At 73.8% G+C, this 13,586-nt stretch carries 13 protein-coding genes; 8 read left to right on the forward strand and 5 right to left on the reverse strand.

The annotated features are described in order from the left end of the window. Positions 1–41: 41 nt before the first annotated feature. The 3 genes from glmU (at position 42) to ACQ614_RS21280 (ending at position 3,528) form a co-directional block, all read left to right on the forward strand. Positions 42–1,499 (forward strand): bifunctional UDP-N-acetylglucosamine diphosphorylase/glucosamine-1-phosphate N-acetyltransferase GlmU, encoded by a 1,458-nt coding sequence (gene glmU / locus ACQ614_RS21270; protein ID WP_431680080.1) that lies wholly within the window; start codon positions 42–44, stop codon positions 1,497–1,499. A gap of 204 nt (positions 1,500–1,703) precedes the next feature. Beyond that, positions 1,704–2,681, forward strand: a complete 978-nt coding sequence (locus ACQ614_RS21275; RefSeq protein WP_431680081.1) for a ribose-phosphate diphosphokinase — start codon at positions 1,704–1,706, stop codon at positions 2,679–2,681. Positions 2,682–2,937: 256 nt separating this feature from the next. Then, entirely contained in the window at positions 2,938–3,528 is a 591-nt protein-coding gene (locus ACQ614_RS21280) for a 50S ribosomal protein L25/general stress protein Ctc (RefSeq protein WP_431680082.1), read from the forward strand. A 95-nt stretch (positions 3,529–3,623) separates the two neighbouring features. On the opposite strand, the gene ACQ614_RS21285 is transcribed toward ACQ614_RS21280, so the two are convergent. Continuing rightward, positions 3,624–4,361 carry a DNA alkylation repair protein gene (locus ACQ614_RS21285; RefSeq protein ID WP_431680083.1) on the reverse strand — a complete coding sequence of 246 codons (738 nt, stop codon included), beginning with the start codon at positions 4,359–4,361 and terminating at the stop codon, positions 3,624–3,626. Positions 4,362–4,500: 139 nt separating this feature from the next. On the opposite strand from ACQ614_RS21285, the gene pth reads away from it, so the two are divergent. The 4 genes from pth to ACQ614_RS21305 all read left to right on the forward strand — a co-directional run bounded on the left by pth (position 4,501) and on the right by ACQ614_RS21305 (position 6,931). Continuing rightward, positions 4,501–5,088: an aminoacyl-tRNA hydrolase gene (gene pth / locus ACQ614_RS21290; RefSeq protein WP_363500290.1), complete on the forward strand. Its 588-nt coding sequence runs from the start codon at positions 4,501–4,503 to the stop codon at positions 5,086–5,088. A 174-nt stretch (positions 5,089–5,262) separates the two neighbouring features. After that, a complete protein-coding gene (locus ACQ614_RS21295) occupies positions 5,263–5,538 on the forward strand; it encodes a hypothetical protein (protein WP_431680084.1) in 276 nt (91 codons plus the stop codon). Positions 5,539–5,661: 123 nt separating this feature from the next. Then, positions 5,662–6,156: a SigE family RNA polymerase sigma factor gene (locus ACQ614_RS21300; RefSeq protein ID WP_431680085.1), complete on the forward strand. Its 495-nt coding sequence runs from the start codon at positions 5,662–5,664 to the stop codon at positions 6,154–6,156. Further along, complete coding sequence (locus tag ACQ614_RS21305) at positions 6,149–6,931, forward strand: hypothetical protein (protein ID WP_431680086.1); 783 nt, start codon at positions 6,149–6,151, stop codon at positions 6,929–6,931. Before ACQ614_RS21300 ends, ACQ614_RS21305 begins: the two co-directional genes overlap by 8 nt. Before the next feature lie 60 nt (positions 6,932–6,991). Here ACQ614_RS21305 and ppc read toward each other — a convergent pair whose 3' ends face one another. Further along, positions 6,992–9,793, reverse strand: a complete 2,802-nt coding sequence (gene ppc, locus ACQ614_RS21310; protein ID WP_431680087.1) for a phosphoenolpyruvate carboxylase — start codon at positions 9,791–9,793, stop codon at positions 6,992–6,994. Positions 9,794–10,005: 212 nt separating this feature from the next. Between ppc and ACQ614_RS21315 the strand changes: the two genes are divergently transcribed. Continuing rightward, a complete protein-coding gene (locus tag ACQ614_RS21315) occupies positions 10,006–11,361 on the forward strand; it encodes a sensor histidine kinase (RefSeq protein ID WP_431680088.1) in 1,356 nt (451 codons plus the stop codon). Here ACQ614_RS21315 and ACQ614_RS21320 read toward each other — a convergent pair. The 3 genes from ACQ614_RS21320 to ACQ614_RS21330 all read right to left on the reverse strand — a co-directional run bounded on the left by ACQ614_RS21320 (position 11,309) and on the right by ACQ614_RS21330 (position 13,568). Beyond that, entirely contained in the window at positions 11,309–12,391 is a 1,083-nt protein-coding gene (locus tag ACQ614_RS21320) for an acyltransferase family protein (RefSeq protein ID WP_431680089.1), read from the reverse strand. The two genes, ACQ614_RS21315 and ACQ614_RS21320, sit on opposite strands and share 53 nt — an antisense overlap. A gap of 138 nt (positions 12,392–12,529) precedes the next feature. After that, complete coding sequence (locus ACQ614_RS21325) at positions 12,530–12,985, reverse strand: SUKH-3 domain-containing protein (RefSeq protein WP_431680090.1); 456 nt, start codon at positions 12,983–12,985, stop codon at positions 12,530–12,532. Positions 12,986–13,067: 82 nt separating this feature from the next. Beyond that, positions 13,068–13,568 (reverse strand): YwqJ-related putative deaminase, encoded by a 501-nt coding sequence (locus ACQ614_RS21330; RefSeq protein WP_431680091.1) that lies wholly within the window; start codon positions 13,566–13,568, stop codon positions 13,068–13,070. Positions 13,569–13,586 lie beyond the last annotated feature (18 nt).

Consider the following 13,586-nt stretch of genomic DNA (forward strand, 5'->3'; position numbering starts at 1 on the left):
CGCGCCCGACCCTCCCTCAGAACAACCGAGGAGACTCCCGCGTGACCGCCAACAAGACCGCCGCCGTCGTCGTGCTCGCCGCAGGCGGGGGCACCCGGATGAAGTCCAACCGGCTCCCGAAGGTGCTGCACGAGATCTGCGGCCGGTCGCTCGTCGGCCACGCCGTCGCCGCCGCACAGGAGTTGGCGCCCGAGCACCTCGTCGTCGTGGTCGGCCACCTGCGCGAGCTCGTCACCGCGCACCTGGATGCGCACTACGAGGGCGTGCGCACCGCCGTCCAGGAGCAGCAGAACGGCACCGGCCACGCCGTGCGCACCGCCCTGGAGGCGCTCACCGCGGACGGCACCGTCCTCGACGGCACCGTGCTCGTCACCACCGGCGACGCCCCGCTGCTGACCGGCGCCACCCTGCGCGCCCTCGCCGACGCCCACACCGAGCAGGGCAACGGCGTGACCGTGCTGACCGCCGTCGTCCCGGACGCCGACGGCTACGGCCGCATCCTGCGCGACGACCACGGCGCGGTCGCCGCAATCGTCGAGCACAAGGACGCCACCGCCGAGCAGCGCGCCGTCTCCGAGATCAACTCCGGGGTGTTCGCGTTCGACGCCAAGCTGCTCGCCGAGGCCCTCGGCCGGCTCACCACGGACAACGTGCAGGGCGAGGAGTACCTCACCGACACCCTGGAGATCCTGCGCACCGCGGGCCACCGGGTCGGTGCCGTGGTCGCCGACGACTTCCGCGACATCCTCGGCATCAACGACCGGGTGCAGCTGGCCGAGGCCCGCCGGATGCTCAACGACCGGCTGCTGGAGCGCGCCATGCGGGCCGGCGTCACCGTGGTCGACCCCGCCACCACCTGGCTGGACGTCCAGGTCACCTACGAGCCCGACGCGGTCGTCCTGCCCGGCACCCAGCTGCAGGGCACCACGCACCTGGGCGAGGGCTGCACCGTGGGCCCGAACTCCACCGTCACCGACAGCACCATCGGCGCCGGCGCCACTGTGAGCAACGCCACGGTGATCGAGGCCGAGGTCGGCGAGTCCGCCTCGGTGGGCCCGTACGCCTACCTGCGCCCGGGCGCGAAGCTCGCCCGCAAGGCCAAGGCCGGCACCTACGTCGAGATCAAGAACTCCGAGATCGGCGAGGGCGCCAAGGTGCCCCACCTCTCGTACATCGGCGACGCCACCGTCGGCGAGGGCAGCAACATCGGTGCGGCGTCCGTCACGGTCAACTACGACGGCGTGAACAAGCACCGCACCGTCATCGGGGCGCACTGCCGCACCGGCTCGGACAACATGTTCATCGCCCCGGTGACCGTGGGCGACGGCGCGTACACCGCCGCGGGCTCGGTCATCTACCAGGACGTGCCTGCCGGTTCGCTCGGCGTCGCCCGTGCGCAGCAGCGCAACATCGCCGGCTGGGTGGCCCGCAAGCGCCCCGGCACGGCGGCCGCCCGGGCCGCTGCGGCTGCCGAGGCTGCGGAGACTCCCGAGGCCTGAGCCCCCTGCAGGGGATCTTGGGATGCGATCCCGGGGCGGACGGTTGACGGCGCACCGCGTAACCTGGAGTACATACGTGCGCCACTGGGCTGACCGTCCGCGTCTCGGCGTACCCCAAATCCCCGCCGACCGACGTCCCGAGCGCTGCTGCCCGGGTGCGCCGTGGCGGGTCCATGTGCGGCAGCAACTCGAGGAGACGGTGCAGTGAGCGGGATCACGACGTCGGGTGAGAAGAAGCTCAAGCTCTTCTCCGGCCGTGCCCACCCCGAGCTGGCGGAGGAGGTGGCCCGGGAGCTCGAGACCGAACTGGTTCCCACTAAGGCCCTGGACTTCGCGAACGGTGAGATCTACGTCCGCTTCCTGGAGTCGGCCCGCGGCGCGGACTGCTTCGTGATCCAGAGCCACACGGCTCCGATCAACCAGTGGATCATGGAACAGCTCATCATGATCGACGCGCTGAAGCGGGCCTCGGCGCACAGCATCACGGCGATCCTGCCGTTCTACGGCTACGCCCGGCAGGACAAGAAGCACCTCGGCCGCGAGCCCATCTCGGCCCGCCTGGTCGCCGACCTGCTCCGCCAGGCCGGTGCCGACCGCCTGATGGCCGTGGACCTGCACACCGCGCAGATCCAGGGCTTCTTCGACGGCCCGGTGGACCACCTGTTCGCGCTGCCGATGCTGGCCGACTACGTGGGCGAGCGGGTCGACCGCTCCAAGCTCACCATCGTCTCCCCGGACGCCGGCCGCGTGAAGGTCGCCGACCAGTGGTGCGACCGCCTGGGCGCCCCGCTGGCGATCATCCACAAGCGCCGCGACATGACGCAGGCCAACACCATCCTGTCCGCCGAGGTCGTCGGCGACGTCAAGGGCCGGGTCTGCGTGCTGGTCGACGACATGATCGACACCGCCGGCACCATCTGCGCCGCCGCCGACGCGCTCTACGACAACGGCGCGGCCGACGTGATCGTCGCGGCCACCCACGGCGTCCTCTCCGGCCCCGCCGCGGACCGCCTGAAGAACTCCCGCGTCAGCGAGTTCGTCTTCACCAACACCCTGCCCACCCCGCAGCAGCTGCAGCTGGACAAGGTGACCACCCTCTCCATCGCCCCCTCGATCGCCGCCGCGATCAAGGAGGTCTTCGAGGACGGTTCGGTGACCAGCCTCTTCGAGGGCGTGCACTGACACCCGCACGGCCGGTCGGCCCCCGCACGCGACGCGTGCGGGGGCCGATTTCGCGGTTGACGCGGGCAGCGGTTAGACTCGTGGGACTGCTCGGCGAGGGATGCCGTGTGCCCGTACGGGTGCCGCAACCGTGATCGACGCGCTGCTTCCAGTAGTCGTCCGCCGCCGAGCGACCCCCCAAGGAACTTGAGGGTGTGGCCCGGCGGTTTTTGTCGTTCCTGCACCCGCGCCAGTCTTTCTCACGAGGAGTGCAGCCGTGTCCGAGATCCGCCTTGCCGCCGAGACCCGCACCGAGTTCGGCAAGGGTGCCGCCCGTCGCGCCCGCCGCGCCGGCTTCGTCCCCGGTGTCGTCTACGGCCACGGCCACGCCCCGGTCCACCTGAACCTGCCCGGCCACGACCTGATGATGGCCCTCAAGACCCCGAACGCCCTGCTGGTCGTGCCGATCGACGGCAAGGACGAGTACGTGCTGCCGAAGGCCGTCCAGCGCGAGGCCATCAAGCGCAGCATCGAGCACGTCGACCTGATCCTGGTGAAGCGCGGCGAGAAGGTCACCGTCGAGATCCCGGTCCACACCGAGGGCGAGCTGGCCCCCGGCGGCAACCTGATCGAGAACGTGCTGAACGCCCTCCCGATCGAGGCCGAGGCCACCCACCTGCCCGAGTCGGTCACCGTCTCCGTCGAGGGCCTGGAGGCCGGCGCCTCCATCACCGCCGGCGACATCACCCTGCCGAAGGGCACCACCCTGGCCGTCGAGGCCGACGCCGTCGTGCTGCAGGTCATCGGCGCCCAGGCCCCCGAGGCCACCGAGGAGGAGGCCGCCGAGGGCGAGGCCGTCGAGGCCTGATCCCCGGATCTCCCGACCGCTGCCCCGGCAGCCCCTCCTGCGAGGGGCCGCCGGGGCAGCGGCGTTCCCGGCACCGCCGTCCGAGCTCTCCCCGCTCAGTCGTGCGGGGCCAGCAGCCGCAGCCGGAGCTCCTGCGGCACCGGCCGCAGCGCCTCCCGCAGCGTCAGCCCGGACACCCGCGGCAGCCGCCCGGCCAGCCACCCGCAGACCTCCTCCGGGCTGTGCTTCGCCCCCTCCCGCAGCACCCAGCCGAGCGCCTTGCGCACGAAGAACCGCGGATCGTCCAGCAGCGGGTCCGCCAGCCGCCCGAAGTCACCGAAACGGCGCGGGAATTGCTCCGGCGACCGGACGGCGGGCAGATAGCCCAGCACCCCGCCCCGGCGCACCCACAGCTCCTCCCGGCGGCTCCAGCGCAGCAGCACCGCCGCCGTCTCCGGGTACCGCAGCAGCAGCGGACCGGCCGCCTTCGGTGCGATCACGTCGCAGTGCGCCCAGGTGTCGCACTCCTCCAGCATCCGCTCCAGCAGCGCCGTGTCGGCCGGCACCAGCAGTTGTGCCCGGGCCTCCAGCAGGAACCCCGCGCAGCTGCGCGTCTCGTGCAGCGGCCGCGCCCACAGCTCCTCCGCCAGCGCCAGCACCGCGGCCCGGTCCAGCCCCGGGTACCGGCGGAGCAGGCCGCGCACCGCGGCACGCATTCCCGGTACCGGCACTCCGAGGTGGTCCAGCGAACTCTTCAGGTACGCCTTCTCCTGCTCGGCCCGGCCGGGCACCACGGAGTCCTCCAGGGCCGCGGTGAGCTCGTCGGCCAGTACGGCGGCGGGGGGTGCGGTCACGGGCGGTCCTTCGGCTCGCGGCGGTCGTGGTCCGCGTCCGACGGTACGCCGACCCGGCCACCGGTGCCCCTGCCGCGGCCCGCGGCCCGGGCGCTGCGGATAATGGATGCGTCAGGATTCGGGCGAGCGGAGATCGGTGATGAGCGCGGTGGCGGACGAGTACACGGGCCCCTGGCTGGTGGTCGGGCTCGGCAACCCCGGGGACGGCTACGCCCGCAACCGGCACAACATCGGTTTCATGGTGGTGGACCTGCTCGCCGAGCGGATCGGCGCGAAGTTCAAGGCGCACAAGAGCCGCGCCCAGGTCGCCGAGGGCCGGCTCGCCGGGCGCCGCGTGGTGCTGGCCAAGCCGATGACCTTCATGAACCTCTCCGGCGGCCCCACCACCGCCCTGCGCGACTTCTACAAGGTCCCCAACGCGGCGATCGTGGCGATCCACGACGAGCTCGACATCGACTACTCGGCCCTGCGGCTGAAGTGCGGCGGCGGCGACAACGGCCACAACGGCCTCAAGTCCATCACCAAGTCGCTCGGCCCCGACTACCACCGGATCCGCTGCGGCATCGGCCGCCCGCCCGGCCGGATGGAGGTCGCCGACTTCGTGCTGAAGGACTTCTCCTCCGCCGAACGCAAGGACCTGGACTGGTTCGTGGACCGCTCGGCGGACGCGGTCGAGGCGCTCATCTCCGAGGGGCTGGAGCGGGCGCAGGGCACCTACAACTCCTGACCGGCCGCCCCCTGCCCGGAACGCCGGGACCGTTCGTGAGGATTCGGCGCAGTACACAACGGTCGTGCAACGCTTGGCCGCTGGAAGCTGAATCACGGTCAGATCGGCAGGTTCCATCGGATACGGTCTGTCCCGTACGAAGGGGTTGAGGGGTTCGATCTGGGGGTAAGGAACGTGATTCGGTCCCACCGGGTGGCACGGATGGTCGGCGGTGCGGCGTTCTGCCTGGCCACGACCACGGTCGGCGCCCCGGCAGCGGAGGCCGCCGACTCGACGGCGGGTCCGGCCACCTCCCCCGAGCCCGCCGCCGCACAGATGGTGCCGCCGGTCAGCGGCACGGTCGGCGGATCGGCCGGCCTGTACGCGGTGGCCGGCGGCATGGTCGTGGTCGCCGGTGGCGCGGCGACCTGGCTGCGCCGCAAGCGCGCCGACCGGGTCGCGACGGACTGACGCGCCGTCCGCGCCGCACGCCGCAGGGCCGATCCCGCCGGGGTCGGCCCCTCGCACGTCCGGCCGCCGGAATTTTTTCCCCGGCATGTCGTCCGTTCCGGCCGCCCGGTGCGTCAGGTGGGCATGACGATGAAGGGTGACCCGTTCGACGCCTTCGTCGGAGCGCGGTACCAGGCGCTGCTCCGCGCGGCGTTCCTGATCACCGGCGACCTCCACGACGCCCGGGACCTGCTGCACGACGCACTGGCCCGGGTGTACGTCCGGCGCCGGTCGATCCGCGAGGAGTCGGCGACCGAGGCCTACGTGCGCCGCACCATGGTGCGTACGCACATCTCCCGCTGGCGGCGCACCAGGCGCGAGGTCCTCACCGACCGCCTGCCGGACCTCGCCGGGCCGGAGGCCGCGGCAGGGGACGAGCGGCTGGCCGAGGCCCTGCGCGCCCTCCCGCCGCGGCAGCGCGCCGCGGTCGTGCTCCGCTACTGGGCCGATCTGCCGGTCTCTGCGGTGGCCGAGGAGATGGGCTGCACGCTCACGACGGCGAAGACACATCTCGGACGGGCGATGACCACGCTCCGGCGCGACCTCGCGCCCGAGCGGGAGGTGAGCGGACGTGGCTGACGACCTGTGGGAGATCCCGGCGGACGGGACCGGCGACGGATTCGATCGCATGCTGGCCGGCCGGCTGGCGGCGGCGGCCGACGCGGCGGCCGCGGAGGAGGGCACGGCGCCGCTGGCCGAGGTGCGTCGACAGGGTCGGCGCCGACTGCGCCGCAGGCGCGGGGCGCAGGCCGCCACCGCCGCCGCGGTGCTGCTGGTCGGCCTGGTGCCGCTGCTCGGCGGCGGCGCACCGGAGCGGACGGGGCCGGCCGCACCGGCACCCGCACCGTCCGCGACGGACCGGCCCGCCATGGAACTGCCGGACCGGACCTGCCCGGCCGACCTCGCCGCCGGCGGCCCCGTCGGCAGCGCCGCCCCGGTGGGCGACGACCGGCCGGACCGGGCGGCCGACGAGGTGTGGCGGATCGCCCTGCGGGAGTTCCGGTTCAACGTCGCCGGGGTCTGTGTGGACCGCGGGCACGGCAGGATCGTGGTGTTCCGGGTGCCCGGCAGCGGTCTGGACGACCGGCTGGCCCACCGGCCGCTCCCCGCGGGGCAGGTGATCGTGCTGCGCGACGCCCGTTGGTCGCAGGACGACCTCGCGCACGCCGTGAGCGCCGTCGTGCAGGACACCCGCTACTGGCGGGACCGCGGGGTGCAGATCGGCGACGTGGGCTCGCGGATCGACGGCAGCGGGATCGTGGTCGGCACCCCGCAGGCCGGTACGGCCGCGGAGGCGATCCGCGAGCGCTACCGGCCGTACGAGGTGCAGGTGGTGGAGCAGACCGTGGAGTGAGAACGGGCCGGGGCGGTCCCGCACTGCGGGACCGCCCCGGCCCGTCGGCCTGATGCGGCGTCAGCCGGTGTTGCGCAGGCCCGCGGCGATGCCGTTGACGGTCAGCAGCAGGGCGCGGGCCCGCAGCGGGTCCTCGGTGAGGCCCTTGGCCGCCTCGTCGCGCTGGCGGCGCAGCAGGGCGACCTGCAGGTAGGAGATCGGGTCGAGGTAGGCGTCGCGCACGGCGAAGGTCTGCTTCAGCACCGGGTTGTGGTCGAGGAGTTCGTCCTCGCCGGTGAGGCGCAGCACCTCGCGCAGGGTGAGCTCGTGCTCGGCGGTGATCTGGTCGAAGATGTGGTGCAGGTCGGCCGGCACCAGCTGCTCGACGTAGTGGCGGGCGATCCGCAGGTCGGTCTTGGCCAGCGTCATGGCGACGTTGGACAGGAAGTTGCGGAAGAAGTGCCACTGGCCGTACATCTCGTCCAGCACGTCGCCGAGACCGGCCGCGCGGGCGGCGGCGAGGCCGGAGCCGACGCCGTACCAGCCGGGGACGATCTGTCGGGACTGCGTCCAGCCGAACACCCACGGGATGGCCCGCAGGCCGTCCAGGCCCGCGCCGGAGTCGGGGCGGCGGGACGGGCGGGAGCCCAGGTGCAGCGAGGCGAGCTGGTCGACCGGGGTGGCCGCGAAGAAGTACTTCGGCAGGTCCTCCTGCTCGACCAGGGCCCGGTAGGCGGTGTGGGCGGCGTCGGAGACCCGGTCCATCGCGGCGTCCCAGCGGGCCAGCTCCTCGGGGGCCTGGCGCGGGGCGGTGTGCAGCGCGGAGGCGGCGAGCGTCGCGGAGATGGTGAGTTCGAGGTTCTCCCGGGCCAGCGACGGCAGCAGGTACTTGTCGGAGATGACCTCGCCCTGCTCGGTCACCTTGATCTCGCCCTCCAGGGTGCCCCAGGGCTGGGCGAGGATCGCCTCGTGCGAGGGGCCGCCGCCGCGGCCGACGGTGCCGCCGCGGCCGTGGAAGAGCCGCAGCCGGATGCCGTAGCGGTGGGCGACGTCGCGCAGCCGGCGCTGGGCGCGGTGGATCTCCCACTGGGAGGTGGTGATGCCGCCGAACTTGGAGGAGTCCGAGTAGCCGAGCATGACCTCCTGGATGTCGCCGCGCAGCGACACCAGCAGGCGGTAGGACGGGTCGGAGAGCATCTCGTCCAGGATCCGGTCGGCCTCCTGGAGCTCGTCGGTGGTCTCCAGCAGCGGCACGATGCCGATCTTGGCGATGCCGGCGTGCAGGTCGATCAGACCGGCCTCGCGGGCCAGCACGGCGGCGGCGAACACGTCGTCGGCGCCCTGGCACATCGAGATGATGTACGACTCGACGATCTCGTCGCCGAACCGCTCGAAGCCCTCGCGGATGGTGTTGAAGACGCCGAGGGTCTTGGCGCCGGCCGCGTCCAGCGGGGCCGGGACGGGCGCGAGCGGGCGGCGGGAGCGGAGCTCCTTGGCGAGCAGCCGCTGGCGGTACTCGCGCGGCATGTCCGCGTAGCGCCAGGCCTCCTCGCCGAGCCGGTCGAAGAGCTGGCCGAGCGCGTGGTGGTGGGCCTCGGCGTGCTCGCGGACGTCCATGGTGGCGAGCTGCAGGCCGAAGGCCTCGATGGTGCGGACGGCGCGGGCGAGCCGGCCGTCGGCGATCAGCCCGCCGCGGTGGGCGCGCAGCGAGTCCTGGATCAGCCGCAGGTCGGCGATCAGCTCGCGGGTGCCGACGTAGTCGCGGCCCTCGACGTGCGCGGTGCCGGAGACCAGGCGGTCCCGGGTGTTCTCCAGCTTGAGGCGCACGCAGGTGGCCTTCAGCCGGTACGGCTCCTCGGCGTTCATCCGCTTGTAGCGGGGGCTGAGCTCGGGCAGCGCCTTGAGGTCGGCGTCCAGCGAGGCGAGCAGCTCCTCGCTCGCCCCGGCGAGGCGGACCGAGGTGGAGAGCGAGTTGCGCAGGTCGTCGACGGCGGTGAGGGCGTCCTTGATGCCGTACTCGTGCTGCAGGTTGAGGACGTCCCAGGTGACCTGCGGGGTCACGTTGGGGTTGCCGTCGCGGTCGCCGCCGATCCAGGTGCCGAAGGTCAGCGGGCGCACGCCCTCGGGCAGCGAGAGGCCCACCCGGGCGAGCTCCTCGTGCAGCTCCTCCAGCACCTCCGGGACGGCGTCGCGGTACAGCTCGTCCAGGTAGTAGACGGCGTTGCGGGCCTCGTCGGTGGGCTCGGGGCGGGCGATGCGCAGCTCGTCGGTCTGCCAGAGCAGGTCGATGACCTCGGCGAGCCGGCGGTCGGCCTGGCGCTTCGCCGAGGAGTGCCGGACGGGGTCGGCCTCGGACAGCCCGGAGGCGACGTGCTCGCGGTGGATGCGCTCCAGCAGCTCGCCGATCCGGCGCAGCTTGTTGAGGACGCTGCGGCGGGCGGCCTCGGTGGGGTGCGCGGTGAAGACCGGCCGGACCGCCAGGTGCGCCAGGGTGTCCTGGAGGTGCTTGGGGTCGGCGTCGGCCAGCTGGTCGGCGGTCTGCGCCAGCAGCGAGCCCTCGCGGGAGCGGCGGGTGGCGAACTCGCGGCCGCGGTGGACCTGCTCGGTCACGTTCGCGAGGTGGAAGTAGGTGGAGAATGCGCGGACGAGCTTGCCTGCGGTCTCCAGGTCGATGCCGCCGAGCAGTTCGGCGGTGGCCTCGCCGTCGGTGCGGCTGAGCAGGCGGACCTGCTCCACCAGGCCGAGCAGCTCGGGGCCCTCCTGCCGGACCAGTGTCTCGCCGAGCAGGTCACCGAGGCGCCGGATGTCCGCGCGCAGGGCGGCGTTGTCGGCCTCGGGGCTCGCGGATGTGGTGTCCGCCGAGGCGGGGACCGGAGCGGTCACGGCTTTCTCCCTGTGGTGGTGGGGGTTCGGCAACGGCTCTCATCACCTTTGTAGTGGCGATGTGTGCGGACCGCGCTGTCCGACGCGAACAGCATAGGTGGCACCGGGTGCCGCGTCCGAGAAGTGGCCGGATGGCGGACAGCACGGCACCTGCGGAGGCCGTAACGGAACTCGCTGGGGACGGCCCGAGGAGCGGCCTTACGCTGTCCCCCATGAGCAAGTCGCCGGAGGGGGGCGGGCCGGTCCACACCCTGGGGTGGTGGCCCCGGCGCCGCAGTGCGCTGCTGGACGTGGGGCTGGCCGGCCTGGCCGCTCTGGAGTGCGCCGCAGGCGCGCACGGCATGGTGGGGGACCGGCTGCACCTGGGGGCACCGCTCGCGGTGGTGTCGGCGGTGCTCGGCGCACTGGCCGGCGCGACGCTGGTGGTGCGGCGGCGGTGGCCGGCCGTGCCCGTACTGGTGGCGCTGGTGTTCGTGCCCGGGCTGTTCGGCATGGTCCTGCTGGTGGTGTCGCTGTACACCCTGGCCGCGACCTGGGAGTGGCCCTCGCGCCGCCGCCGGGTGGTGGCGCTCTCCGCGCTCGCCCTCGCCGAGACCTTCGGCATGGCGCTGGTGTACGTGCTCGCGCCCTCCCAGGTACCGGCCGAGGAACTGCCGCCGACCTGGGTGTTCGTGGTGCTGGCCGGCCTGGTGGCGGTCGGCCTGACCGTGCCGCCGGTGGTGACCGGCCTGTACGTGGGTGCCCGCCGCCGGCTGGTGGAGTCCCTCAAGGACCGGGCGCACGGCCTGGAGGCCGAACTCGACCTGCTCGCCGAGCAGGCCAGCGAACGCGCCCGGCGCGCCCGCCTGGAGGAACGCACCCGGATCGCCCGCGAGATGCACGACGTGGTCGCCCACCGGGTCAGCCTGATGGTGGTGCACGCCGGCGCCCTGGAGCGGATCATCACCAAGGACCCGGAGAAGGCGCAGGCCAGCGCCAAGCTGATGGGCGAGGTCGGCCGGCAGGCGCTGGACGAGCTGCGCGAGATCCTCGGTGTGCTGCGGATGGCCGAGCCGGCCGCGGCGGCCGAGACGGCGGGCGGGCTCGCCGAGGTCCCCGGGCTGGTCGAGCAGTCCCGGGCGGCCGGGATGGCGGTGTCCCTGACCGTCAGCGGCGACCACCGCCGGTACCGCGGGGACGCCGAACAGACCGCGTACCGGGTGGTCCAGGAGGGCCTCACCAACGCGCACAAGCACGCCGGCGGAGCACGGGTGGTGGTGGTGCTCGCCTACGTGCCGAACGGGGTCCGGGTCGCCGTGGTCAACGACTGCCCGGGCGGGGCCGAGCCGGTGCGGCTGCCGAGCGGCGGCAACGGGCTGGTCGGCATGCGGGAGCGCGTCCTGGCGCTGGGCGGCAGCTTCGACGCCGGCCCGGAACCGGACGGCGGCTTCCGCGTCGAGGCGGTGCTGCCGTCACGCCTGGCGGTGCCCTCGGAACGGCTCGCCCAGGAGCCCCCGCCCTCCGGTGGTCCCCCGCTCAGGCGGCCTTCAGCAGGCGGTCGGCGGGTTTCGGGTGGACCAGCGGGGTGAACAGGCGGGTCGCGAGCGGCAGGGCGAGGGCGACGGCGAGGGCCAGGGCGAAGGCGCCGAGCAGGGGCAGGGCCGTCCAGGCGTGGTGGAGGGCCCCGGCGTGGTAGACGCCGGAGGCCTGGACGAGTTTCAGCGGCAGCCCGTGCAGCAGGTAGACGTGGAGCGAGGCGGCGCCGAGTGCCGTCCAGCGGGTGCGGCCCTCGGGCAGCAGTGCCAGGAACGCCGCGCCGGCGGCCAGCGACAGCAGGCCGAGGGCGGCCCTGACCGCCAGCCACACCGGGTACGGCACGTGCAGCTGGGCCGCGCTGTCGGTGTACTCCACCCAGCCCGGGTTCAGCAGCTTCGGCGCGGCGAGCCACAGCACGGCGAAGACCGCGGCCAGTACCACCGGGGCCCAGCCCCGGACGGCGGGCCTGCGCAGCAGGGCGACGTGGTGCGGCCGCAGGACCAGCCCCAGCACGAACCACGGCAGGAACGCCAGGGTGCGGCTGAGGGCCAGCTCGGCCGGCAGCGCCTGGACGGCGCCCGAGCCCGCGGCGACCAGCAGGGCGACCGCCAGGGGGTGCCGCAGCGCCGTCCACACGGGCACCGTCAGCCGCCAGACGAACAGCGACAGCAGGAACCAGGTCAGCCAGCGCGGCTCCAGCAGGGAGAACGGGGCCGCGCGCCGTTCCAGCACCATGCCGACTACGTTGTAGAGCACCTGGAAGACCAGGTAGGGCACGGCGACCCCGGTCACCAGGCGGCGGCCGTCGACCGGCCGGCCCGGCCGGGGCTGCGCGAACCAGCCGCAGAGGGTCACGAACACCGGCATCGCGAAGGCGGCGACGGTGAGCACCGCGGCGGCGATCGTGCGGTCCGCGCCGACCAGCGGCATCCAGGTGTGGGCGCACACCACCAGCGCCACCGCCGCGAACTTGGCGTTGTCGAAGAGCGGCAGCCGTGCGGGCGCGGCCGCGGGGGCGTCGGCGCGGGAAGCGGCGGGTGCCGTCCCGGCGGCGGCCGGTTCGGCGGTGGGGGCGGCGCTCATCGCGGTTCCTCCCGGTGTTCTCCTCGGAATAGCCACACAGTGTGGCGCCGGGACGCCCGGGGCGGGAGGGGTCCGGGGGAAAGTGCACCGGCCGACGGTCGGTCAGCCGGTGCGGTGGAGGATTCCGGTGGCGTGCCGTCAGGCGCCGGCGCGCAGCCGCTCCGGGGCGAGGCCCAGCACGAGGGTGGCGATGGCCTGGTCGACGGTGGCGCCGAGGTACCACTCGCCGGTGTGGTCGAGGCTGTAGACCCGGCCGCGCTCGTCGACGGCGAGCAGGGCCTGGCCGTACCGCTCCTCGCCGAGCGGGGCGAGACGGGTGCCGAGGGCCCGGCCGAGGTCGGCCAGGGTGCGTGGCTGGTGCAGGCCGCAGCGGGGGTCGAGCAGGAACGGCGTACGGGCCAGCACCCGGCCGGCGCCGCCGAGGTCGAAGGCCAGCCCGCCGAACTCGGCCCAGGCCTCGACGGCGGCCGGGAAGACGGAGTGCGGGGTGTCCAGGGGCCCGCCGTGCACGGCGAGCACGTCCGCCCAGGCCTCGGCCTGGCGGATCTCCCAGCGTCCGGGGTGCCAGCCGGCCTGCTTGAGCGCGGCGGCCACGTCGGCGGGGAAGCGCGGTTGGGTTCGTACAGCGGTCGCGTTCAGGGTCTGCTCCGTGGTTCGGGGACAGGGACGGCGGGCATCAGCGGGCGGTGGGCCCGACGGCGACGCTCGCGACGTTCAGGTGGTCCAGCAGGGCCGCGCAGGAACGGCAGGGCGGCGCGTGCGTGCCGTGCGCCGGATCGCCCTCCTCGCGGATGCGGACGGTGGTCAGCCGCGCGCCCCTGAGCGCCTTGCGGGCGTCGTGGAGGCCGAGCGGCTTGCGTGAGGCGCGCTTGGAGCGCGCCCCGTCGACCGTGGCGAGGTACTGGGAGAGCAGCACCGCCTCCGGGCAGCGCCCGGTGAACCGCTCGCGGTGCTCGATGGGCAGGCCGGCGAGGAAGTCCGCGACCAGCGGGTGCAGCAGCGGCACGAGGTCGGCCTTGTCACCGGCCAGCGTGTGCACGTCCCCGTTCTTCAGCGAGAGCGCGGCCGCCACCGCGGGCAGCACGCTGTCCCGCAGGTGGAGCAGGTGCGGCACGGCCTGGGTCGCCGGCTGCTCGGTCGTGACCGGCTCCCGGTCGGCCGTCGGGCTCGCTGCCATGGTTCTCCTCGATCCGCG

Source organism: Kitasatospora dryopteridis (genome assembly GCF_050749075.1).
GTDB lineage: Bacteria > Actinomycetota > Actinomycetes > Streptomycetales > Streptomycetaceae > Kitasatospora.

Coding starts and splice junctions, on each gene's coding strand:
- pth (WP_363500290.1), top strand. CDS start 4,501: ATGAGCGCGGTGGCGGACGAGTACACGGGCCCCTGGCTGGTGGTCGGG.
- ACQ614_RS21300 (WP_431680085.1), top strand. CDS start 5,662: ATGACGATGAAGGGTGACCCGTTCGACGCCTTCGTCGGAGCGCGGTAC.
- ACQ614_RS21315 (WP_431680088.1), top strand. CDS start 10,006: ATGAGCAAGTCGCCGGAGGGGGGCGGGCCGGTCCACACCCTGGGGTGG.
- ACQ614_RS21320 (WP_431680089.1), bottom strand. CDS start 12,391: ATGAGCGCCGCCCCCACCGCCGAACCGGCCGCCGCCGGGACGGCACCC.
- ACQ614_RS21330 (WP_431680091.1), bottom strand. CDS start 13,568: ATGGCAGCGAGCCCGACGGCCGACCGGGAGCCGGTCACGACCGAGCAG.